Raw genomic sequence first — 22419 nt, forward strand, 5'->3', positions numbered from 1 at the left:
CGCGGCGCTCCCTTGCGAGCAAGGTTGACAGCGGGGAGCGCCGGCGGCCCATGCAATCCGGAGAGAACGGATGGACTTTCGGCACATCGACGCATTCAGGGCGCTGATGCTCACGCGCACGACGACTCGCGCCGCGCAGGTCATCGGCACTTCGCAGTCGGGCATCAGCCGCCTGATTACCGATCTGGAGCGCTCGACCAGTCTCACGCTGTTCGATCGCAGCCGCGGCCGGCTCGAACCGACCGTCGAAGCCCTGGCGCTGTTCGAGGAAGTCGAGCGGCGCTATGCCGGCCTGGACAACATCCGCGAGTTCGCGCTGAGCTTGCGCAATCCGTCGACCGCGGTGATCCGCGTGGGCTCGGTCGTATCGTTCGGGCTCGGCTACTTCGCGCGCGTCGTGGCGAACTTTCATCGCCGGCATCCGGCCGTGCAGATTGCGTTGACGACCGGGGCATCGTCGCTGATTCGCGATCAGGTGGTGTCGCGTCAACTCGCGCTCGGTCTCGTCACGAATACGGTCGACGTGACCGGCACCGATTCGACCGCCTTCGCGCAGCTCGACGCGATCTGCGCGTTGCCGGCCGGTCATCCGCTGGGCAAGCGCAAGGTCATCAAGGTGGCGGATCTGCGGAATCAGCCGATCGTGTCGTACGATCTGCCGGACCTCGTGCGCTGGGGCATGGATCAGGTGTTCGCGAGCGGTCAGCTGCAATCGCAGGTGGTGGCGACCGCGCCGTACTCGGTCAACATCGCGACGATGGTCAAGGAAGGCCTCGGCATCGGTTTGCTGCATCCGGTGTCGGCGTACGACTTTCTCGACTCGAATCTGATCTTGCGCCGCTTCGAGCACGCAATGCCTTTCTACACGCTGAAGATCACGCCGCATGGCGCCGCGCCGGCTCCGCATCTCGACGAATTGTCGAAGGTGATGGAGGAGACGCTCGAAGAAGTGCTGGCGGCCGTGAATACGCGCTTGACGGCAGCGAGCTGACCGATTGCCGCTTCGCGGCGGCAGCGGCGTTCCCCACCTATCCAATGAAATACAGATCGGGCCACCGAGGCCTGACGTCGTCTGTTGCGGCTTCTTTTCGAAACGCATTTCTCCTGGAGCGAGTGTATGAACCACATCAACCAGCCACGCCGCCGTTTTCTTCGATCGACGGGGACGCTCGTCGCCGCCTCCGCGCTGGGTCCGTTCGCGTTGAAAGCCAATGCGGCCGGTGCGTGTTCCGGTCAGGTGGTGGTCGGCACGTGGGGAGGCGACTATCAACGCCTGCTGCAACAGAACATCGATTCGCTGGTGACGCCTACCGGTGATGCGATCACCTATGCGCTCGGCAGTGCGCTCGCACGGCAGACCACGATGCGTGCCGAAGCACACGCGCGGCGCAGCACGTTGGATGTCGCGCTGCTGCGCGATAACGACATGTTCCAGATGTACTCCGAAGGCACGACCGCGAAACTCGATGACGCGCTGCTGCCGAACCTTGCCAACGTGATTCCGCAATTTCGTCGCAGCTACGCGGTCCCGCACATCTTCAGCGCGCTCGTGCTCGTCTACGATACCGACAGGGTGCGCACGCGCCCGGACGGTCTCGCCGCACTGCTGGACCCTCAATTCAAGGGCAAAATCGGCCTGGTCGATGATCAGTATGACTATCTGACGCTCGCGGGCGCGCTTGCCTCGGGTGGACAAGCGAGCGATCTCGCGCTCGGGCAGAAGTATTTGCGCGCGCTGCGCGAGGCATCGCCGCGAGTGTATCCGTCGGTCGATGCGCTGGCGTCGGCGCTCAAGAGCGGCGAGATCGTCGTGACCGTCACGTGGAAGGCGCGCGCGCTGCAGTGGAAAAAGGCGGGCCTCGCGGTCGATTACGTGTTCCCGAAGGAGGGCGCATTGCCGGCCACGTTCGAGGCCGCCGTCACCGCGGGCAGTAAATCGTCCGCCTGCGCGTTTCCCTATCTGAATGCGATGCTCGATCCGCGTTCCCAGCGCGCGTTCGCCGAATCGATGGGCTACGCGCCGACGATCACGAACGCGAATCTGCCGCCGTCGTTGCAACAGGCGGTGGGCTTCTCGGGCAAGGAGCTGGAGCGGATCGTGCCGGTCGACTTCGCGATGCTGATGAAACACAAGACGGAAATGCTCGACTTCTGGAACAAGGATTTCCGCGCTGGACTTTAACCCTGAGGCTCCGCACATTTCTGCCTGCAAGACCCAAACACATGATTATTCTGACCAACAACGAAGGTAAATCCGGCATCGGCTTGACCGCCGAACTGCTGCGCAATGGCGGTGCCGGGCTCGACGCGGTCGAGGCAGGCATCCGGCTCGTCGAAGATGACGAAGAGGTGCGCACGGTCGGGCGTGGCGGCTGGCCGAATCTGCTCGGCGAAGTCGAGCTCGATGCGTCGGTGATGGATGGCTCGACGCTGCGCACTGGCGCGGTGGGCGGTCTGAAGGGCTTCAGGCATCCGGTGAGCGTCGCGCGTGCCGTGATGGAGCGGCTGCCGCACGAGCTGCTGATCGGCGAGGGCGCCGCGCGCTATGCGGCCGAAACGGGTGCGGAGCGCTGCGAGCTGCTCGCCGAACATTCGCGCAAGGCTTACGCGCGCTGGTTCGACGGCGAAGTCAGCGCGGCCGACAGGGCCGCGTGGCCGAACGTGCCGCTCGAACGCTATTGCCACGACGCGGTCGATCCGGAGATCGGCAAGGACACGACTGTTTTTCTTGCGCTCGACAGCGCCCGCAATGTCGTGAGCGGCACGAGTACATCGGGGTGGGGCTGGAAATATCCGGGCCGTCTCGGCGACAGCCCCGTGATCGGCGCGGGCTCCTATGCCGATAGCCGTTACGGCGCCTGCGCATGCACGGGCGCGGGCGAGATGACGATCCGCGCCGGCACGGCGCGCGCGGTGGTGCTCTACATGAAAATGGGCATGAGCGTCGAGCGCGCGGTCAGCGAAGCGGTCGACGATATGCGCGCGCTCAAGGGCGGCTTGATCAGCCGCGTGACGATCCATGCGATCGATGCCGCGGGCAATCACCGCGTGGTGGCGGTCAATGGCTTGCCGGGCAATCACTACTGGGTGTGGACGCCAGACATGGCGCAGCCGGAGCGCCGTGCTTGCGAGCTGATCCAGATCTCGGCGGGCGCGCCGCAGAGCAAGCGGATTGCGATGCAGGTTTATACCGACGTTTGAGGGCGACGCGCACTGGTGAATCAGCGGTATTCCCGCAGCGGCACCTAAGACGTCTTCTGCCCCCCCGCAATCACCCGCTCCAACGACAGCTTCAAGTGACGCTGCATCGCCGCTTGCGCCTGAATCGCATCATGCGCCTCCAGCGCTTCGAGAATCACGAGATGTTCGTCGGGCACGGCGCCCCACGTCGTCTCGTTCTCGAAGTGGCCGCGCAGCTTTTCCGACAGCGGACTATGCCGCGCATCGAATAGCGAGCTGACGGTGCGCACCAGCACCTCATTGCCGGACATTTGCGCGATCGCGAGATGGAACGCGCGATCGGCCGCGACCGGAATTCTGCCGGCCTTTACTTCGCGCTCCATCTCGTTGTAGATGGCGCGCAGCATCTTCAGATCTTTCGGTTTGCAGAACGGTGCGACGCTCGCGATGATCGAGCCTTCGATCAGGCAGCGCGCGCCGAGGATGTCGAGCAGGCTATCGCCGAGTTCGGCCTGCGACAGCGACGCATCATTCTGAGCGGACGGCGTCGCGCACAGGTAGACGCCCGAGCCCATGCGAATCTCGACGAGCCCTTCCAGTTCCAGCGCGACCAGTGCCTCACGCACCGACGGCCGCGACACGCCGAGCGTCTCCGCCAGTGCGCGCTCGGGCGGCAGGCGGCCGTTCGGCGCGAACTCCGGCTGAGCGATCAGATTGCGCAATTTTTCCGCGATCTGAAGATAGAGGCGGCGAGTGTCGGCAGGTCTGGTGGTCACGAAACGATTCCCGGCGATGTAGCTTGTGCAAGCCCGATAAGGCGAGCGCCGATTGTAGATCGAAGCGCCCGGCGCGCAAATCGTGCGCGCTCGGCGGCGCGGCGACAGCGTTCGGGGTTTCCCCAACTCCGTGCGAATTGGCTTGACCAGTATCGCACTCGCCGTTATTTTTGCAAATTGGTAAGGCCAGATTGACGCCGCGGAGACGCCAGCCGTGCAGCCCTGCTGGTCGCTCCGCATCCCGACACCCGATCAATTTCTCCATGACGATGAAGACTGTGCGCGCACGACGGCTAACGACGCGGGCCGCAAATCCGCAGTAGATCTGTAGCACACCCCGGCAGCACACCGGCGGCCACGAGGCCGCATGGTTCATCCAAATAGAGTAGATGCCAGCCCAGGAGGAGACGGTTTCATGAAGAAGAAGATGCGTTGGGTAGTGATTTTTCTGTGCTTTCTCGCGATCGCGGTGAACTACATCGATCGTGCGAATCTCGCGGTCGCCGCGCCGCAAATCGAAAAGGCGCTCGGCATCGGCCCCGCCGAGATGGGCTTCATCCTGAGCGGATTCTTCTGGACCTACGCGTTGATGCAGATGCCGTTCGGCTGGTTCGTCGATCGTGTCGGCGCGCGCATCGCGTTGCCGCTCGCGGTCGGGTGGTGGTCGGTGTTTACCGCGGCCACCGCGGTCACGACCAGCGTCGCGGGCATGTTCGGCTGCCGCCTGTTGCTCGGCGTCGGCGAGGCGGGCGCATATCCGTCCTGCGCGAAGCTCGTCAGCCAATGGTTCGAGCCCAAGGAGCGCGCGATCGCGACCAGCATCTTCGATAGCGGCTCGCGGGTCGGCTCCGCGCTGTCGATTCCCGTGGTCGCGCTGATCATCGGCACGCTCGGCTGGAAGGCTGCTTTTGTCCTCACCGGCTTGCTCGGCGCGGTGTGGATCGTCGGCTGGTTCGTGATTTATCGGAATCCCGTGCAGGACGCGATGGAGAGCGCGCGCAACGCTGCGCCGGCGGCTCAAGCGAGAGGCGGCCAGGACAACGTGACCTGGGCATCGCTGTTTCGCCATCGCACGCTGTGGGGCATGATGCTCGGCTTCTTCTGCCTGAACTTCGTGATCTACTTCTTCATTACGTGGTTTCCGAGCTATCTCGTGCAGACGCGCGGCTTCTCGCTGAAATCGCTCGGCACGCTCGGCATGATTCCGGCGCTGATCGCGATTCCGGGCGGCTGGCTCGGCGGCTATGTGTCCGACGCGCTGTTCCGGCGCGGCTGGAGCCTGACGGCTGCGCGCAAGACCTGCATGGTCGGCGGCATGCTGGTGTCGTCGGTGATCACGCTGTCGGCGTTCACGGAGAACACCAATCTGATGCTCGCGTTCTTCGGTATCGCCTATGGCAGCCTCGCGTTCGCCGCGGCGAGCATCTGGTCGCTGCCCTGCGACGTCGCGCCGACACCGCGCCATGTCGCGTCGATCGGCGGCATCCAGAACTTTGCGTCGAATCTCGCGGGGATCGTGATCACGACGTTCACCGGCGTGATGGTCGCGATGACGAAGGGCTCGTTCACGATCCCGCTCGTCGTCGCGGGCGGCTTCTGCTTTCTCGGCGCGTTCAGCTATCTTTTCATCGTGGGACGCATCGAGCCGCTGTCGCTGGAATCGGAAGGCCGCGATCTGCCGAAGGGCGCGGGCTCCACGATCTGACGTATTCTGTGTCAACGCATACGGATAACCCTGTTTTCGAGGCTTCTCATGTCGACTCAAGCTAGCGTCGCGTCCGCGATCATCCGCCTGCATCCGGGCGACGACGTCATCATCGCGACCCGGCAGTTGTTGCCGGGCACGCGCATCGAGGCGGAACAACTGGTCGTCGCCGGACTGATTCCACCGGGGCACAAGATCGCGACGCGCAACATCGCGCGAGGCGAGCCGGTCAAGCGCTACAACCAGATCATCGGCGTCGCGCGTGAGGCGATCGCGCGCGGCCAGCATGTCCACACGCACAATCTCGGCATGTCGGAGTTCGCGCGCGAGCACGCGTTCGGCGTCGATGCGCAGCCGACGGTCTACGTCGACGAACCCGCGCACTTCATGGGCATTCGCCGCGACGACGGCCGCATCGCGACGCGCAATTACATCGGCATTCTGACCAGTGTGAACTGCTCGGCGACGGTCGCGCGCGCGATTGCCGATCATTTCCGGCGCGACGTGCGTCCCGACGCGCTCGCCGACTATCCGAACGTCGACGGCGTGATCGCCTTGACGCACGGGCTCGGCTGCGGCATCGACATGCAAGGCGAGGGCATTGCGATCCTGCGTCGCACACTGGCCGGTTACGCGGTGCATCCGAACTTCGCGTCGGCGCTGTTCGTCGGGCTAGGCTGCGAGACGAATCAGATCGACGGCGTGCTCGCCGCGGGCGGTCTCGACGCCAGCACGACGAAGCTGCGCAGCTTCACGATCCAGGACAGCGGCGGTACGCGCAAGACGATCGAACTCGGTATCGCGATGGTGCGCGAGATGCTCGCCGACGCGAACCGCGTGCAGCGCGTGCCGGTGCCGGCTTCGCATCTATGCGTCGGTCTGCAGTGCGGCGGTTCGGACGGCTACTCTGGCATCTCCGCGAATCCGGCGCTCGGCGCCGCGGTCGATCGGCTCGTGCGGCACGGCGGCACCGCGATCCTGTCGGAGACGCCGGAAATCTACGGCGCCGAGCATCTGCTGACGCGGCGTGCGGTGAGCGCCGCGGTCGGCGACAAGCTGCTCGCGCGCATCGCATGGTGGCAGGACTATTGCGCGCGCAATGGCGGCGCGATGGACAACAACCCATCGGCGGGCAACAAGGTGGGCGGCCTGACGACGATCCTCGAAAAATCGCTCGGCGCGGTCGCGAAGGGCGGCACGACGAATCTGGTCGACGTCTACGAATACGCGCAGCCGATCGCCGCGAAGGGCTTCGTGTTCATGGATTCGCCCGGCTACGATCCGGTGTCGGCGACGGGACAGGTCGCCTCGGGCGCGAACCTGATCTGCTTCACGACCGGGCGCGGCTCCGCCTATGGCTGCGCGCCGTCGCCGTCGTTGAAGCTCTCGACCAACACCGCGTTGTGGGAGCGCCAGCAGGACGACATCGATATCAATTGCGGCGGTGTGGTCGACGGCAGCGCGAGCATCGACGAACTCGGCGAAGCGATCTTTCGCATGATGCTCGACTGCGCGTCCGGCACGCGCACGAAGAGCGAGCTGCACGGCTATGGGCAAAGCGAGTTCGTGCCGTGGCAGGTCGGCGTGGTGACCTGAGCGGGTGCATTGCAGCGACACAGCCGAAAAGCCGAATGGATCACGCATTGGAAGATGCAATTGGAACGCCGCCTTTATTCAGGCCGCGAGGTGAAGCGCGCGCAGCGGCTCTGCCCGTCTGACGAACTGGAGATATCCGATGCAGCAGGAACCGATCTCCGCGACCCGCGGTAACGAAGCCGTCGCCGCGCTGCGCGCGGCGCTCGGCGCTGACATCGTGAGCCTGCCGGCCGAATTTGGCGGGCGGCGGTTCGCGGACTGGAGCGGCACGCCATCGACCGATCCGATCGCGCTGATCCGCCCGCGCACGACCGAAGAGGTCGCCACCGCGCTCAGGATCTGCCATCAATTCCGGCAGCCGGTCGTCACGCAAGGCGGCATGACCGGGCACGCGGGCGGCGCCTGCGTGCTTGGCGGGGAGGTCGCGCTGAGCGTCGAGCGGATGAACGGCGTCATCGACATCGATCCGGTCAGCGCGACGATGACCGTGCTCGCGGGCACACCGCTGCAGGTCGTGCAGGAAGCGGCCGATCACGCCGGCTTCATGTTCGCGCTCGACCTCGGCGCGCGCGGCAGTTGCACGATCGGCGGCAACATCGCGACCAATGCGGGCGGCAATCGAGTGATCCGCTACGGGATGATGCGCGACCAGGTGCTCGACGTCGAAGCGGTGCTCGCCGACGGCAGCGTGATCGGCGGCGAGCGCAAGATGATCAAGAACAATACCGGCTACGACCTGCGCAACCTGCTGACGGGCAGCGAGGGCACGCTCGCGGTCATCACGCGCGCGGTGCTGCGCCTGCGGGCCAAGCCGCGCGCGATCTCGACCGCATGGTGCGGCATGCCGGACTACGCGGCGGTGACCACGCTGCTCGGCCGCGCGCAGGAGCGGCTGCCGGCCGGCGTGTCCGCGTTCGAGGTCATGTGGCCGAGCTATTGCGACTTCGTGCGGCAACGCCTGCCCGAACTGCGCGTGCCGCTCGCGAGTGATCAAGCCTACTACGTATTGCTCGAGACTTGCGGCGCGGACCCGGAACGGCAGTCGGCGGCTTTCGAGGAATTCCTCGCCGACATGTTGAACGCCGGCGTGATCGCCGACGCCGCAATCGCGCAATCGGACGCGGACGCCGCGGCGTTCTGGGCGATTCGCGACGCGCCAGCCGAATATCCGCGCCTGATCCCGGGACGCATCTCGTTCGACATCAGCTTCGCGGTCGCGCAGGCGGGCGACGCGGCGCAGCGTTGCGACGAGCGGTTGCGCGCGCGCTGGCCGCAAGCGACGATCCTCGTCTATGGGCATCTCGGCGACGGCAATCTGCACGTGGTGGTGCAAGAACCCGGCTGGACCGACGAGGCCATCGACGACGTCAAGCGCGTCGTCTATGAACTGACGGGGGAAATGGGCGGCTCGGTATCGGCCGAGCATGGGATCGGCGAGGAGAAGCTGGGCGTGCTCGGCCTGTCACGCTCGCCGGCCGAACTCGCCGCGATGAAGGCGATCAAGCTCGCGCTCGATCCGCACAATCTCCTGAACCCTGGCAAGGTGATCGCGATGTAGTGTGCGCGGCGCGAATCTGCGTGCGCAGCATGTTCCCGAGTCGCTTGCTCAGGCACTCGATCTCGCCGAGCGCGACGTGTTCGAATTCGGCGGGGCGCAGATCGCATCGTTGCGAGCGTACTGACGAAAATATCCGGCGGCGCGTCATGGCATCGGCGACGCGGTACGCCGGAGCTGTGCCGATTCAGGCGTCTTCGCCGGTTGCGAATACGCCGTTTTCCGGTGCCGTCCGTTCGACGTCGATGCATTGCACGCGCCAGTGGCCGCTCGCGAGGATGCGGCCGTGCTCGGCGCACCACTGCACGCGGCCGACCTCGCCTTCGAACGGCCCGTCGAGCTGATTCAGATCGAGCCCCTCGAGCACGCAGACCGGCGCGGAGCTATGCGGCGCGCACACGAGCGTATTGCCGCAATCCATATGCAACGCGCCCCATTCGGGCAACTCGAGCCCGAAATGACCTTCGCGCGACCATTGCCGCGTGTCCTTGTCGAGCCAGAGAATGGCGAAGGCCATCGGGTTGACACGATCGAACGTGTCGAGATGAACAGTCAAACGCATGACATGTCTCCGCAATGTATACAACTGATTCGCATTGCCGGCGCCATCGCGCGTCGGCAGCGGGCCCGCTGCGTGCGCATCGAGTCCTTATTGGCTAAGTACCCATTGCACGAGCGTGTGCGCGTCCTGCGCCGATAACGGCCCACCGCGCTCGGCTCGGGCTCGCCATCCGTCATCGCGGACGCCGAGCACACGAGCAGACAGTTTCGGATTCGCGCAATCACGGCACGTACTCCCGTATCAGGAATAAGATCAGTGTACGGGCGGCGAAACGGCCCTTATTGACTTCGATCAAACGGTCCACGGCGCGGGCCGATCGCGCGACACAATGGCGCGCCTACGCTGATGAGAACGGCGCGCGCCTCGCTGTCCGCCATGACGGCAGCTTGTCGCCGCCGAAGCATCTGAAGGAGAACCCGATGCGAGCGATGGTGTTCGACGGCAGCTCGGCGACGCTGACCGAGCGGGAAGTGCCTGATCCGCGGCCCGGTGCCGGGGAGATCCTGATCGACGTTCATGCGTGCGGCGTGTGCCGCACGGACCTGCATCTGGTCGACCGCGAGCTCGAGCATCCAAAGCGGCCGGTGATTCCCGGCCACGAAATCGTCGGCGTGGTGGCCGAATTGGGCGCGGGCGTCAGCGGTTTCACGGTGGGCGAGCGGGTCGGCGTGCCGTGGGTCGGGCGCACCTGCGGCCACTGCCGCTACTGTCTGTCCGCCCGCGAAAATCTCTGCGACGACGCTGGCTTCACCGGCTACACGATCGACGGCGGCTACGCCGAGCGCACCGTCGCCGATAGCCGCTACTGCTTTCATCTGCCGCCGCACTACAGCGATATCGAGGCCGCGCCGCTGCTGTGCGCGGGTCTGATCGGCTATCGCACGTTGAGCATGGCGGGCGACGCCGAACGGATCGGCATCTACGGTTTCGGCGCGGCCGCGCATCTCGTCGCGCAGGTGGCGCGTCACCAGCAGCGCACCGTCTATGCGTTCACGCGTCCCGGCGACCACGCGGCCCAGCAACTCGCGCTGCGCCTCGGCGCGGCATGGGCCGGCGGCAGCGACGAGGCACCGCCCGGCGAACTCGACGCCGCGCTGCTGTTCGCGCCGGTCGGCGCACTGGTGCCGCTGGCGTTGCAGGCGGTCGCGAAAGGCGGCGTGGTGGTGTGCGGCGGCATTCATATGAGCGACATTCCATCGTTCCCGTACGCGTTTCTGTGGGGCGAGCGGCGGGTGGTGTCGGTCGCGAATCTGACCCGCGACGATGGGCTTCAATTCATGCGCAGCGCCGCCGAGATGCAGCTCGCGATCGAGACGACGACTTACGCGTTGCGCGACGCGAACCTCGCGCTCGACGATCTGCGCAACGGCAACCTGACCGGCGCGGCCGTGCTCGCGGTCCGCCCGTGATCCGCTAGCGAGCCGTTGGCGCTTGATACAGATCAAGCCGCGCGCTGCGTCGGCGTTCATCATGTAAGCGAACCGTTGGCGTCCCCGTCACGGGCCGAGGTGTGAAGCGACGCGCTTGACGCGCCGCCTCGCGGTGCGACGATCCGAGAAGAGCCGATGAACACTGCTGCCGAGCGCAACACCTTCCACCGCGTGATGATCGCGTCCGCGGGCGGCAGCGGACTGCCGCTCGGCACGCGCGTCGCCCGGCAGTTGGTCGCGGCGGATGCGCGCTTTCGTCTCGTCGATATCGTTTGCAATCCTGCCGCGCTTTATCCGACGCTGATGCTCAGCTATCCGGACTGGTGCGAGGCGCATCGCGCGATGCTGCACGGCGCGCAGGCCGCGCTGCGCGACGCGGTGATCGCGTTGCACGGCGTCGTCGCGGCGAGCGACGCCGAGATCGTCGATCTCACCGCGCTGCATCAGGGCGCGGCCGAAGCGCTCGCCCACACGGCGACGCAATGGGACGCGGATCTGGTCGCGGTGGCCGCGCATCCGCGTGAACATCGCTGGGACAGCCGTATCGATCCCGAGGAACTGGTCGCGTCGATCGGGCGTCCGGTGCTGTACATGCCGGCGAGGTCGACCGACGCGAGCGATGCCTCGGCGGTGAGCCGCGTGCTGGTCGCGATCGATGGCAGCGACACCGCGCTCGACGCGCTGCGCACCGCGCTCGCGGTAGCGCCGCCCGACGCGCGCATCAAGGTCGTCTACGCGGCCGACGACCGCTTCGCGTGGTGCGAATGGCTGCCGTTCGAAGTCGTGTCGCAGCATCGAATCGATGTCTTGCGGCGCGGCGCGGCGATGCTCGAACAAAGCCGGCGCGCGGCCGAAACCGCGTTGCTCGAGTTCGACGATGATTCCGGCGATGCGTCGAGCGCGATTCTGGACGAAGCGCAACGCTGGCACGCGGACCTGATCGTGATGGGTTCGCACGGCATGCGCGGCGCGCCGCACCCGTTGCCGGGGCACGTGACGTCGCGCACGCTGCGCGACGCGGCGTGTCCCGTGCTCGTGTGTCCGCGCGGCGCGTCGTCACTGCGGGCGGACGACGTGCCGCACGGCGAGTGGCGGGAGCCGTATCCGGGCAGTCCGGGCGGGCCCTTTTATCTGTAGCAGGGGCGCGCCACGCGCGTTGACAAATCCAACCTCAGTGGAGAATTGGCATGTACCAACATATCCTCGTCGCGCTAGACGGCAGTACTTTCTCGAAACGCGCGCTGAAAGAAGCGGTGAATCTCGCCGCGTTGACGAAGGGCGTCGTGCATCCGGTTTATGTGGTCGACAAGACGCCGCTCTTTTCCTATGCCGGCTATTACGACCCGCTCACGCTCGTCGAAGCCTTGCGCCAGGACGGCCAATTGGTGCTGGAGGAGGCCGAACAGGCCTGCGCCGCCGCCGATGTGCCTTGCCGCCCTGAAATGATCGAGTCGGAGAGCCTGTCCGACGACGTCGCCGCGATCGTGCTGCGCCACGGCGAGCAGATCCGTGCCGATCTGCTTGTGCTGGGCACGCATGGGCGACGCGGCGTGCGGCGCCTCGTGATCGGCAGCGTGGCGGAGCGGGTGCTGCGTTTCTCGACCTGTCCGGTGCTGCTCATGCGCGAGCCAAGCCCCGAGGATGCGCCCGCAGAGTAACCCGCGACAGCGGGGCGCGGCAGCGCGTGAACATTACGCGAGCGCGTCGGCCGGTATCTGGATCGAGATCCCGAAGCCATGGCCCGGCGAGCTGGTGAACGACACGTTGCCGCGCAACTGCCGCACGCGTTCGCGAATGCCGAGCAAACCGAATGAATCTGTTCCCTGCGACCGATCCAGCGCGACACCCACGCCGTCATCCTCGATATCGAGCGATACGATCGGGCCCGCGCAGGTCATGTCGATGCGTACGCGGCTGGCCTTGGCGTGCCGCGCGACGTTCGTCAACGCCTCCTGAACGATGCGAAACAGCGCCGTCGCCGCGAATTCGCCGCACACCGGCTCGGCCGGTTCGAGGTGCACGCTCGAGCGCACGTCGTAGCGTTTCGTGAAGTCTTCGGCCAGCCAGTCGAGCGCGGCGGCGAGCCCGAGGTCGTCGAGCAGCGGGGGCCGCAGATCGGCGGCGATACGCCGCAGCGAAGCGGCCATCCAGTCGATCTGCTTTTGCAGTTCATGCGTCTGCGCGGCCAGCGGCTCGGTGTCGGCCTGGCTTTTCAGCTTCGCTTCGAGCAGCGCGACGCTCATTTTCAGCGCGGTCAGCCGTTGGCCGAGATCGTCGTGCAGTTCGCGCGCCATACGTTTTTGCTCGTTTTCGCGGGCGATCTGCACGTGGGTGGATACCTGATTCGCGCGTTCGAGTTCCGCGAGGCGCATACGTTCGGTCAGGTCGCGCGTGATCTTGGCGAAGCCGAGCAGCGCGCCCGACGCGTCGTGCACGGCGGAAACGACCACGTTGGCCCAGAAACGCGAGTCGTCGCGACGTACGCGCCAGCCTTCGTCCTCGGTGCGGCCTACGGTTGCGGCGATTTCCAGTTCGCGGGCGGGCTTGCCGGCCGCGATGTCTTCCGGGGTATAGAACTTGGAGAAATGCTGGCCGATGATTTCTTCGGGCGTGTAGCCCTTGATGCGCTGTGCGCCGGGATTCCAGCTGGTCACGCGGCCGGACACGTCGAGCATGAAGATCGCATAGTCCTGAACCGCATCGATTAACATGAAATAGCGATCCTCGACGGGCACATCCGACACGGACGCCGCACCGGTGAAGCAGGAAGACTCGCCGCTCGACAGATCCATCGCTCCTCCGGGTGGTCACGCAAGGTCGCGCACCGCAACGCACCGAGTTATATCAGTTCGGGAGCGCTTGTTCCACCCCGCATGTCCCGCGAACGAACGTGAGGCGAGCGACGCGTCGGCGTTCAAACCCGAGCCAGTCCTTCCGCGTCTTCGATGCGGATCGTTTTGCCGTTCGCCTTGACGAGGCGCTCGCGCTGGAACTTCGAGAACATCCGGCTCACCGTTTCGAGCTTCATGCCCAGAAAGCAGCCGATTTCCTCGCGGGTCATGCGCAAATGAAACTCCGCCGCGGAAAAGCCGCGCGCCTTGAAGCGCTTCGACAGATTCAGCAGAAACGTCGCGACGCGCTGTTCGGCGGTCATCGTGCCGAGCAGCATCATCTGGCTCGACTCGCGCACGATCTCGCTGCTCATCATCTGGTAGATGTGATGCTGCATCGGCTTCATCTCGCGACAGATCGCCTCGAGTTGCGCGAACGGAATGATGCACACGACGCTGTCTTCGAGCGCGATCGCATCGCAATTCTGCTTGCCCTCGCCGATGCCGTCGAGGCCGAGCGAGTCGCCGGCGATCTGGAAGCCGGTCACGTGCTCGCGGCCGTCGCGATGCATGACCACGGTCTTGAACGATCCGGCGCGGATCGCGTAGATGCTTTGAAACGCGTCGCCCGCGCGATACAGCGTATCACCGCGTTTGATCGAGCGCGTCGAGCAGATCAACGTGTCGAGTCGTCTCAGTTCGTCGGATGTCAGCTCGGGCGGCATGCAGATCGCGCGCATCGCGCAGGTGGAGCAGCGCGGCACGGCGTAGCGTGTGGCCGCGGTGCGTGGCACGACGTGGATCGGTACGACGTGCGAAGTGCGGGGCGCGTCGTGGCGGGGTTCACAGACTGTGGCAACTTGCATGCTCGGCTCCTGGCGGTCAGACCGGATGCGCATGACGCGCATAGGCAATCGCTTCGATGGCACGGCAGGCGAGTTCGAACTCCGAGGTCTTGTCGAAGCAGAAGTCGGCGCCCGCCGCTTCGCACGCTCGGCGAAACGCCGTCGTGCAATGATTGGTCAACACGATGCTGACGATGGACGGCCGCACCCGCGACAGCGCCGCGAGCAGCAGCAGATTGGTCTTGCCCGAGAAGCACGGGTCCAGCACCGCGACATCGGCGCGACTCGCGACGATGTCGTCGAACGTGTGCTCGACGCCGGCGGACTCGCCGGCGATTTCGATGCCGGGAATCAGCGCGATCAGGCAAGCAAGCCGGCGTCGGACCTCGGTCGCATCGTCGACGAGGAAGACTCTCGATAAGGTGGCTGGCGGGGCGGTGTCCATACCGACCAGTATTGGCGACCTCATCTCAGAAATATATCGGCGGGGATTTAAGCGGCGCTAGGAGTTCGGGTAGTGTTGTAGGAATATTCCTAGTGCATGGCTGGCGATGGGGTATGTAGCCGAGTGCGAGTACACGGCTACTTTCGACGTGACGGCTTCGAAGGTCGCAGGCATGCAGTTGATCAAGTAATCACGGAACAAGCCGATAAAGGCCCATTGACCTGCGTCAAGCCGCGCGGCGGCGCGCGCTTCACACTGTCGGCGCGGACACGCGACGGCACCGCTTCGGTTCATGCCAGCGCTTTCACAGGGAGTCCAACATGTATGCACGAATTCTGGTTGCGCTCGACGACAGTCCCAGCGCGCAGCGCGCGTTTGCCGAGGCGCTGAAGCTCGCGAAGCTGACGGGCGCCACACTCGAAGCCTGCTGCGTGGTAGGGCACGGCAAGTGGTCGGACAATGCCGATGTGGCTTTCGAGCCGGAACCGGCGGCCGCGGCGCAAGAATTCGCCAGCCGCGCGCTCGATGCGCCGCGCGAGCTGATGCGCGAGGCGCAGGTGCCCGGCGGCGTGCGGGTGATCGACGCGTACGCCGAAAGCGTGTCCGCGGTGCTCGCGCGCGTCGCCGACGAAATCGAAGCCGATCTGATCGTGATGGGCACGCACGGCCGCCACGGCGTGCAGCGCTTTCTGCTCGGCAGCGTCGCCGAGTCGCTCGTGCGTGCGACCGACAAGCCGGTGCTGATCGTGCGGCATGACGAACACGGGCACGCGCGGCCCTGAAGCGCCGCGTCGCGCAGCCGTGGCGCGATCGCGTGGGAGCGGCCGCGCAGCAGCCTGGTTTTCGCGGCTCAGGTGAGTTCGTGTTCGGCGCAGGCCGGGATTGACTGATCGCGCGTCGCGCCGTTCGCGTGCGCGGGAACCATCAGCACCGGGCAGCTGGCGCTGCGCAGCACGCGCTCGGCGACGCTGCCGAGCATCAGTCGTTGAACACCACGGCGGCCGTGCGTGCCCATCACGATCGCGTCGGCGTGCCATTCGAGCGCCGCCTCGACGATGCGATGCGCGACGTCTTGGCCGGTGATCGCGGCTTCGACGGTGCGGGCCGTGCCCTTGATCCCGCGCGCGGTCATCCGGCTCTGGGCATCGGCCGCGATCCGCTTGCCTTCCTCGATGAAGGCGTCCTGGATCACGCAAGGGTCGAAGCCGGGCGCGTCGTAGGCGATGACGGGCACGTCGATCACGTACAGCGGCTGCAGCTCGGCGCCCGATTCGGCGGCAAGGGTCAGCGCGGCGTCGAACGCACGGGAGGCGGTGTCGCTGCCATCGAGCGCGACGAGTAGGCGGTGAAACATGGCGGACTCCTTAAGCGCGCACTTCAGTGCGACAACAGCACCGGCACGGTCATCGACTCGAGCATCGTGCGCGTCGCGCCGCCCAGTACGACTTCGTGCAGACGCGAATGCGCGTAAGCGCCCATCACGATCATGTCGCAGCCGAGGTCGGCCGCCTGCGACAGCAGCGCGTCGCCGACCGGCGTGCCGTCCGCGACGCTCAGTTCGCGCACGTCGATCTTGACGCCGTGACGCGCGACGGTGAGTGCGATGTCGTCGCCCGGAACCGTGTTGCGCGGCGGACGATCGCCCGACGAATGAACCGTCAGCAGCGTCACTTTGGACGCGTGCGCGAGGAACGGCAGCGCGTCGTGGATCGCGCGGGTGGCTTCGCGGCTGCCGTCCCACGCGATCAGCACGTAGCGGCCGGGTGCCGCGAAGGTGCCGCCCGACGGCACCAGCAGCACCGGCCGCCCGGCCGACAGCACGACGTGCTCGACGAACTGTTCGGCGACGAACGCCTCGGGATCGGTCGGATCGGTCTGCCCGAGCACGATCAGATCGGCGAGACGCGCATAGGGCGGCACGACGTCGTTCGCGTAGCCGTTCGCGGCGATCCAATGACCGTCGACGTTCGCGCGCGCGAGTTCGGCACGAAACAGCCGCTCGAGCGCGCTGGCACGCTCGTGCCGCAGACGCTCGTGCTCCGCGTAGTAGTCGGCGGTGCCGGCCATCACGAAGAACGCGTGCCGCGGTGGCACGTACGTCGAAAACAGGCCGGTCAGCGTCGCATGAAAGCGGTGTGCGAGCTGCAATGCGATTTCGAGGCGCGGATGTGCACGAACGCTCGTATCGAGGTGAACGAGAATGCTTTTGTAGCTCATCGCCAAAGCTCCGTGACAGAAACGTGGGGAAACGGGCACAAGCAGGCTCGAGCCCGTCGTCAAATGGAGTCTATGAGCCCGGCGGCCGCGGCTGTTGATGCAGATCAAGCGCGGGCCGCCGCGCGCTCAGTACAGTGACGGGCACGCTCGACGGTTTGCAACCGCGCCTGGCAATCCTATGCTGTGCTCTGGAGGGCAGCGATCATGATTTCCGAATCCGATGCGCCGCCCGGGCGCCCCGCTTCACCGTGGACCTCGACGGCGTCCGGACCGCCCGAAGGCTGGCTCGACTACGCGGCGGCGTATCAGACCGCACAGGGCGCGGCACACGAGTACGCCGAGCGGTGCTTCGCCGACTGGAGCAAGTCGATCGCTTTCGTCGCGCAGCGCGAGGCGGACTGGTTCGGCGAGGCCAACCGTGCTTGCGCCGCCTGGTATGCGGGGTGGCAGGCGGCGTACGGCATCGCGCCAGGCGTCGCGCCGCTCGCGGGCGGCCTGAGCGCATGGTGGTGGAGCTCGCAGAACGCGCTGCCGTTCGCGGGCGTCGTTTAGCCGCGCGAGCCGGCGAGGCCGGCGCGCGCACCGTCAATGGCAGACACGGCAAGGAGGAGTTCAGATGGGAACGGATCGCGTGGCATTGGTCACAGGCGGGATGGGCGGTTTGGGCACGGCGGTCAGCCGGGCGCTTCATGACGCGGGCATGACGGTCGCGGTGACGCACTCGACGCACAACGATCACGTGTCGACATGGCTGCAGCACGAGCGCGACACGGGGCGCGACTTTCACGCTTACGAAGCCGACATCGCCGACTTCGATTCATGCGCGCGCTGCGCGCAACGCGTGCTGACCGAACTGGGCGCGGTAGACGTGCTGATCAACAACGCGGGCATCACGCACGACACGAGCTTCGCGAAGATGAGCAAGGAGCACTGGGACGCCGTGCTGCGCACCGATCTCGATGGCCTGTTCAACATGAGCAAGCCGCTGTTGCCCGGCATGCTCGAGCGGCGCCACGGCCGCATCGTCAACGTGGGGTCGGTCAACGGTTCGCGCGGCGCCTACGGGCAAACCAATTATTCAGCTGCCAAAGCGGGCGTGCACGGCTTCACGAAGGCACTTGCGCTCGAAACCGCGAAGCACGGCGTCACGGTGAACACGGTGTCGCCCGGTTATCTCGCGACCGCGATGGTCGAAGCGGTGCCGCGCGAGATCCTCGACACGAAGATCCTGCCGCAGATTCCGCTCGGCCGGCTGGGACGTCCGGACGAGGTGGCGGCGTTGATCGCGTTTCTATGCTCAGAGGAGGCGGCTTTTATCACCGGTGCGGACATTGCGATTAACGGCGGTATGCATATGCAGTGAGGGTGCTCGCCTTCACCGCGCTTGACCCACGTCAATGACCGCCTTTCTGGCAAGAACAAAATAAGCCCCGTAGCAGGCGCCTGGACCCTGAGTCTGCGCGGAACAGGTTCGATTGATACTCGCAAGGGGAGGCGAAGATGGGCATCGACATGCAGATCGTCTACCTTGGCTTTGCGGGTGCCGCTCCGCTCGAAGCGGAAGCAGGTGCGCAACTGGTGCGTCTCGCGCGGTTTGGCGCGCTCGTGTCGCACTGCCATCTCGCCATCGAGGCGTTGCGTCCGGGATCGGCGCATCCGCTGTATGACGTGAGGCTGGATCTGGTCACGCCCGCGCACGAGTTCAAGCCCGTCGCGCACTGCACTGACGACGACGCCAAAGCGGCGATCCGTCGCGCGTTCGATGTGGCGGAAATGACCCTCGAAACAGCGATCGGCACCGAGCGTCGGAACTGACGAACTTGCGTCGTGACGTGACGCCCGGCGTTCGTTAGATGCGGACTGCCGACGTTTTCCCCGGCCACCTCACGCCGATTCGCGGTTTGCCGAACCCCTGGCCGCGCGGCGCGGCCGGCAAACCTTCAACGCGGCGTGCTCGACATCGCGCCAGAATTCGCAGAGCCCCGGGTGAACCGCATCGCGCCAACGCGGCCCGATGAAGAGGTCGTAGTGATTGCACTGCTCGATGGTGAGCTGCCGCGCGGCTCGCATCGGCGATGCATCGCACAGCGCATGCGCGCAATGCGTTTGCCCCGCGCCCGTGATCTCGTCGCTGTCACCCTCGATCGTGCACAGCGGGGTATCGCGCAGCGCGGCGATTCGTACGCGGCGCCCGGCGACCGACCACAGATCGCGCGGCAACAGATGTTCGTGAAACACCACACGAAGCATGTCGAAGAAGTAGCACTCCGCCATGTCGAGCACCGCGGCATATTCGTTTGCCGAGCGCAGCGCCCGCTGCGCACCGGGCATGTCGCCGGCGAGCCATCGGGACCAGTAATCCGCTTCGAGTCGCAACTGCCGCTCCGGATGCGCGGCAAAAATCGCGGTCTGCTGGATGAAGCCCGGATACACGAGACGCCCCTGGCCGCAATAGGGCGGTGGAACGATATCGATCGCATGGTCGTGAAACCACTCGAGCGAATGGGAACTGGCGAAGCGGTCGGTGATGGTCGGGTTCAAACGGGTATCGATCGGGCCGCCGAGTAGCGAGAGGCTCGCGATCGGCGCCGCCTCGTCCATGGCGAGCAGCGCCGCGGCGCCGAGCGCAGGCACGCTCGCCTGACAGATCGCGATCACATGAACCGGCGAACCGAACGCGCGGGCGGCGCCGACGAAGCTTTCGAGCGCGTGCACGTAGTCGTCGAGCGATAGCGGGCCCGCTTCGCGCGGCACGTCGCGCGCGTCGGCCCAATCGGTCACGAACACGTCACGTTCCTCGAGCAGCGTTTCGACGGTCTCGCGCAGCATGACTGAATGATGTCCGGCGAGGGGCGCGCACAACAGCACCGGCAGTTTGGCGTCGGTAGGGGGTGTAGAGGGGTTGCGCTTGAACCTGAGCAGCGCGCCGAGCGGCAAGGAGGCGACGACGCTTTCGTCGACGGTAACGCGGCTACCGTTGCCGGCAACGGAGTGGATCGCGAATGTCGGCGTTCGTTCGAAAGCGCAGGCGGATCTCAGCAGCCAGTAGCTGAACGCGTCGGCCGCCTGTTCCGGGCCGAGCCAGCCCGCTTGCGGGCGCGGCCCCGACTCCGGTTCGGACAGAACTCCCCCGACCATCGCGCGCGCGAGGCGTTGCTGTGCATCGATGAAGGCGTACCACATGATGAACCCCGACGTTCGTCGATCATGAGGGCAGCGTTGCCGCACCGGCACGAACTCGTGACGCGGATACCGTCGCAAAGCTTACCGCGAAACGTCGCGGCGAGGGGCGCGAAATCGGTGCGCGCGGCGCGCCAAGCACGCCGCGTGCAAGAGGCATTGCGCGTTTTCCCGGCAGGGTTTTCACGCGATGGCGGGCGTCTGAAACGGAGCTGAAAGTATCGGGGAAAGCGAACGACGTCGAGCGTGACTCATGGTTCGTGTCGACGGTTGACGTGGATCAACGAGAGAGGCGTTGCGGGCCATTACGCTGACGATGGCAGTCGCTCGCGACAACCCCGAGGAGCATCCAATGGCCATATCAGCAAACGCGCAGGAAGGAACCTGGTCCGTGAGCGTCGAGACGTGGGAGGCGCAGGAAGGCGGGTTTCTGTCGACGATCCATGTCAAACATGTGTCGCCCGAGGGCGACTTCGAACGCACCTTTCATCAGTCGCAGGTGTTCGCCGTGGAAAGAGAAGCGGTACTCGAAGGCTTGCGCGAAGGCATGACGTGGATCGCGCTGAAGACGACGCGGACCATCGGGGTGTAACAGCGCACCGTGCTCGAGCGTCGCGATGCGTGTCTTCAGATTCCGCTCGTCGGATCGACACGTGTCGCGGGATCGCTTTCGACGACACTGCGCGTCGCTTCCCAGTACGGTTCGCGATGATAGAACTGATGGACCGACGTCCCCCATGCGCGATCGGCCATCGCCGGCCAATGGTCCTTGTCGAAGCCGGGCGAGCTTTTCACCTGCTCGGCCGTGGCGTCCAGCTGGAAGCACTTGCGGTCCGTGTCGAGCGTCAGCGAACGCCACGGGATCGCGTGCAAGGTCCCGCCGATGCCGAGAAAAGCGCCCTCCGTCAGCACCGCATACGCGATGCGGCCGCTGCACACGTCGAGCATGATGTCGGAGATTTTGCCGAGGTCCTGGCCATCGGAAGAGATCACCTTGTTGCCGTCGAGCGTCGCGGCGGCCATGACCTCGGGTCCGGGACCGTCGCCGACGCCGGCGCCGGCGATACGTGCGCCGGCGCTGGGCTGTACGGGAGTCGCGGAGGCGTTCGGGTCGAGAGGATCGAGCGGGTTCATGTCGAAACTCCTGATTTCCACGGAATACCTGCCGTTCGCAAGACCCGTACCCGAGACCGGATTCGAAGACTAGAATAAAAACACGCCGTGTCGAGACGGCTGCGCTGCGCCCGGATAGGGGGAGCGATCATGCGTTGTGGAATCGTTGGTCTATGCACTGGCGTGGCGGGCGTATGTGTGTTGTCTGGCTGCGTCTATTACGGTCCTTATTCGTACTATCCGGGAGCCGGTGGCTATTACGCCTGCACCAGCGCCACTGCCACTGGCCCCGCGCAAGCATCGTCTGGCAACGCGCCTGTGCCGGCGAGCGGTACGGCGGCCGCGAATCCGGCGCCAAACGACTTGCCGTTGTCGGGACAGAATTGCACGTACGTCGCGGTACCTGCGCCTGCTTATTACGGCTATCCCGGGTATTACGGTTATCCGGGCTATTACGGTTATCCCTATGGCTATTCATGGCCGGGCTACTACGGATGGTGGGGACCGTCAGTGGTGATCGGAGGCTACTGGGGCGGTGGCTATGGCCGTGGCGGCTATTACGGCCACTGGCACGGAGGACATGGCGGGCACTGGCATTGAGCAGCCAGCACGCCAGCCAACTACGAAAACGTCTCCGGATAAACATCCTCGCTCATGTCGAGATTGCCAGTCTGCGCGTAGATCAACGGGTCGCCGTCCGCGCCGGCTAGCGCGCCATCGACGACGCGCCCAACTATCAGCCGATGATCTCCCGCCTCGATGTCGCCGGTCACCCGGCAGTCGAAATGCGCGAGCGCATCGAGCGGCAGCGGCGCGCCGGTCACGTCGGTACGCCAGCTTGCGGTGAACGCATTGCGGCGCTCGCCGTCCGCTACGCCGATCACATACACACCCGCAGTCAAATGCCGGAAAAGCTGCGCGATCCAATTGCTCATAGGGCCTCCTGGATAAAATTTCGGCGCGTGTTGCATGCCTGTGCGGCTG

Annotated in this window: 26 protein-coding genes; 16 read left to right on the forward strand and 10 right to left on the reverse strand. The window is 65.6% G+C overall.

Annotation, left to right across the window (positions count from 1 at the left end; genetic code table 11):
* Positions 1–70: 70 nt before the first annotated feature.
* The 3 genes from OKW37_RS39310 to OKW37_RS39320 all read left to right on the forward strand — a co-directional run bounded on the left by OKW37_RS39310 (position 71) and on the right by OKW37_RS39320 (position 3201).
* The gene (locus OKW37_RS39310) at positions 71–991 is read left to right on the forward strand and encodes a LysR substrate-binding domain-containing protein (RefSeq protein WP_429290217.1); all 921 of its coding nucleotides are present in this window, start codon (positions 71–73) and stop codon (positions 989–991) included.
* Between the two features lie 126 nt (positions 992–1117).
* Positions 1118–2182, forward strand: coding sequence for an ABC transporter substrate-binding protein (locus OKW37_RS39315; RefSeq protein WP_429401942.1), 1065 nt, complete (start codon positions 1118–1120; stop codon positions 2180–2182).
* A 41-nt stretch (positions 2183–2223) separates the two neighbouring features.
* A complete protein-coding gene (locus tag OKW37_RS39320) occupies positions 2224–3201 on the forward strand; it encodes a N(4)-(beta-N-acetylglucosaminyl)-L-asparaginase (protein WP_429401941.1) in 978 nt (325 codons plus the stop codon).
* Between the two features lie 44 nt (positions 3202–3245).
* On the opposite strand, the gene OKW37_RS39325 is transcribed toward OKW37_RS39320, so the two are convergent.
* Positions 3246–3956: a FadR/GntR family transcriptional regulator gene (locus tag OKW37_RS39325; protein ID WP_429401939.1), complete on the reverse strand. Its 711-nt coding sequence runs from the start codon at positions 3954–3956 to the stop codon at positions 3246–3248.
* A 415-nt stretch (positions 3957–4371) separates the two neighbouring features.
* Between OKW37_RS39325 and OKW37_RS39330 the strand changes: the two genes are divergently transcribed.
* The 4 genes from OKW37_RS39330 (at position 4372) to OKW37_RS39345 (ending at position 8939) form a co-directional block, all read left to right on the forward strand.
* On the forward strand, positions 4372–5661 hold the full coding sequence (locus tag OKW37_RS39330) for an MFS transporter (RefSeq protein ID WP_429401937.1): 1290 nt from the start codon (positions 4372–4374) through the stop codon (positions 5659–5661).
* A 48-nt stretch (positions 5662–5709) separates the two neighbouring features.
* Positions 5710–7257, forward strand: coding sequence for a UxaA family hydrolase (locus OKW37_RS39335; protein ID WP_429401935.1), 1548 nt, complete (start codon positions 5710–5712; stop codon positions 7255–7257).
* Positions 7258–7396: 139 nt separating this feature from the next.
* Positions 7397–8815, forward strand: a complete 1419-nt coding sequence (locus OKW37_RS39340; protein WP_429401933.1) for an FAD-binding oxidoreductase — start codon at positions 7397–7399, stop codon at positions 8813–8815.
* Position 8816: 1 nt separating this feature from the next.
* On the forward strand, positions 8817–8939 hold the full coding sequence (locus tag OKW37_RS39345) for a hypothetical protein (RefSeq protein ID WP_429401931.1): 123 nt from the start codon (positions 8817–8819) through the stop codon (positions 8937–8939).
* Between the two features lie 60 nt (positions 8940–8999).
* Here OKW37_RS39345 and OKW37_RS39350 read toward each other — a convergent pair whose 3' ends face one another.
* Entirely contained in the window at positions 9000–9374 is a 375-nt protein-coding gene (locus OKW37_RS39350; RefSeq protein WP_090810855.1) for a DUF3564 domain-containing protein, read from the reverse strand.
* Between the two features lie 419 nt (positions 9375–9793).
* On the opposite strand from OKW37_RS39350, the gene OKW37_RS39355 reads away from it, so the two are divergent.
* The 3 genes from OKW37_RS39355 (at position 9794) to OKW37_RS39365 (ending at position 12462) form a co-directional block, all read left to right on the forward strand.
* Positions 9794–10783, forward strand: coding sequence for a zinc-dependent alcohol dehydrogenase family protein (locus OKW37_RS39355; RefSeq protein ID WP_429402514.1), 990 nt, complete (start codon positions 9794–9796; stop codon positions 10781–10783).
* A 156-nt stretch (positions 10784–10939) separates the two neighbouring features.
* Positions 10940–11941 carry a universal stress protein gene (locus tag OKW37_RS39360; RefSeq protein WP_429401928.1) on the forward strand — a complete coding sequence of 334 codons (1002 nt, stop codon included), beginning with the start codon at positions 10940–10942 and terminating at the stop codon, positions 11939–11941.
* 50 nt (positions 11942–11991) lie between these two features.
* Entirely contained in the window at positions 11992–12462 is a 471-nt protein-coding gene (locus OKW37_RS39365; RefSeq protein ID WP_429401926.1) for a universal stress protein, read from the forward strand.
* A 33-nt stretch (positions 12463–12495) separates the two neighbouring features.
* On the opposite strand, the gene OKW37_RS39370 is transcribed toward OKW37_RS39365, so the two are convergent.
* The 3 genes from OKW37_RS39370 to OKW37_RS39380 all read right to left on the reverse strand — a co-directional run bounded on the left by OKW37_RS39370 (position 12496) and on the right by OKW37_RS39380 (position 14925).
* On the reverse strand, positions 12496–13596 hold the full coding sequence (locus OKW37_RS39370; protein ID WP_429401924.1) for a PAS domain-containing sensor histidine kinase: 1101 nt from the start codon (positions 13594–13596) through the stop codon (positions 12496–12498).
* A 122-nt stretch (positions 13597–13718) separates the two neighbouring features.
* Positions 13719–14501 (reverse strand): fumarate/nitrate reduction transcriptional regulator Fnr, encoded by a 783-nt coding sequence (fnr, locus tag OKW37_RS39375; protein ID WP_429401922.1) that lies wholly within the window; start codon positions 14499–14501, stop codon positions 13719–13721.
* A gap of 16 nt (positions 14502–14517) precedes the next feature.
* Positions 14518–14925: a two-component system response regulator gene (locus OKW37_RS39380; RefSeq protein WP_429401920.1), complete on the reverse strand. Its 408-nt coding sequence runs from the start codon at positions 14923–14925 to the stop codon at positions 14518–14520.
* Positions 14926–15245: 320 nt separating this feature from the next.
* On the opposite strand from OKW37_RS39380, the gene OKW37_RS39385 reads away from it, so the two are divergent.
* Positions 15246–15707, forward strand: coding sequence for a universal stress protein (locus OKW37_RS39385; protein ID WP_184044907.1), 462 nt, complete (start codon positions 15246–15248; stop codon positions 15705–15707).
* A gap of 68 nt (positions 15708–15775) precedes the next feature.
* Here OKW37_RS39385 and OKW37_RS39390 read toward each other — a convergent pair whose 3' ends face one another.
* Positions 15776–16279 carry a universal stress protein gene (locus tag OKW37_RS39390; protein ID WP_429401918.1) on the reverse strand — a complete coding sequence of 168 codons (504 nt, stop codon included), beginning with the start codon at positions 16277–16279 and terminating at the stop codon, positions 15776–15778.
* Between the two features lie 23 nt (positions 16280–16302).
* The gene (locus OKW37_RS39395) at positions 16303–17142 is read right to left on the reverse strand and encodes a universal stress protein (protein ID WP_429401916.1); all 840 of its coding nucleotides are present in this window, start codon (positions 17140–17142) and stop codon (positions 16303–16305) included.
* 204 nt (positions 17143–17346) lie between these two features.
* On the opposite strand from OKW37_RS39395, the gene OKW37_RS39400 reads away from it, so the two are divergent.
* From OKW37_RS39400 to OKW37_RS39410, 3 genes are all read left to right on the forward strand, one after another.
* Positions 17347–17694, forward strand: coding sequence for a polyketide synthase (locus OKW37_RS39400; protein ID WP_429401914.1), 348 nt, complete (start codon positions 17347–17349; stop codon positions 17692–17694).
* A 64-nt stretch (positions 17695–17758) separates the two neighbouring features.
* Positions 17759–18505 carry an acetoacetyl-CoA reductase gene (gene phbB, locus OKW37_RS39405; RefSeq protein ID WP_187613367.1) on the forward strand — a complete coding sequence of 249 codons (747 nt, stop codon included), beginning with the start codon at positions 17759–17761 and terminating at the stop codon, positions 18503–18505.
* Between the two features lie 137 nt (positions 18506–18642).
* A complete protein-coding gene (locus tag OKW37_RS39410) occupies positions 18643–18957 on the forward strand; it encodes a hypothetical protein (protein ID WP_429401912.1) in 315 nt (104 codons plus the stop codon).
* A gap of 69 nt (positions 18958–19026) precedes the next feature.
* On the opposite strand, the gene phaZ is transcribed toward OKW37_RS39410, so the two are convergent.
* Positions 19027–20325 carry a polyhydroxyalkanoate depolymerase gene (gene phaZ, locus OKW37_RS39415; protein WP_429401910.1) on the reverse strand — a complete coding sequence of 433 codons (1299 nt, stop codon included), beginning with the start codon at positions 20323–20325 and terminating at the stop codon, positions 19027–19029.
* Between the two features lie 349 nt (positions 20326–20674).
* Between phaZ and OKW37_RS39420 the strand changes: the two genes are divergently transcribed.
* On the forward strand, positions 20675–20914 hold the full coding sequence (locus OKW37_RS39420) for a hypothetical protein (protein ID WP_429401908.1): 240 nt from the start codon (positions 20675–20677) through the stop codon (positions 20912–20914).
* A gap of 35 nt (positions 20915–20949) precedes the next feature.
* Here OKW37_RS39420 and OKW37_RS39425 read toward each other — a convergent pair whose 3' ends face one another.
* Positions 20950–21456 carry a PRC-barrel domain-containing protein gene (locus tag OKW37_RS39425; RefSeq protein WP_429401906.1) on the reverse strand — a complete coding sequence of 169 codons (507 nt, stop codon included), beginning with the start codon at positions 21454–21456 and terminating at the stop codon, positions 20950–20952.
* A gap of 177 nt (positions 21457–21633) precedes the next feature.
* Here OKW37_RS39425 and OKW37_RS39430 point away from each other — a divergent pair, with 177 nt between their 5' ends.
* Positions 21634–22035 carry a hypothetical protein gene (locus OKW37_RS39430; protein ID WP_429401904.1) on the forward strand — a complete coding sequence of 134 codons (402 nt, stop codon included), beginning with the start codon at positions 21634–21636 and terminating at the stop codon, positions 22033–22035.
* 20 nt (positions 22036–22055) lie between these two features.
* On the opposite strand, the gene OKW37_RS39435 is transcribed toward OKW37_RS39430, so the two are convergent.
* Positions 22056–22370, reverse strand: a complete 315-nt coding sequence (locus OKW37_RS39435; RefSeq protein ID WP_429401902.1) for a flavin reductase — start codon at positions 22368–22370, stop codon at positions 22056–22058.
* Positions 22371–22419: the final 49 nt, after the last annotated feature.

The organism is Paraburkholderia sp. MM5482-R2 (assembly GCF_050436125.1).
GTDB lineage: Bacteria > Pseudomonadota > Gammaproteobacteria > Burkholderiales > Burkholderiaceae > Paraburkholderia > Paraburkholderia tuberum.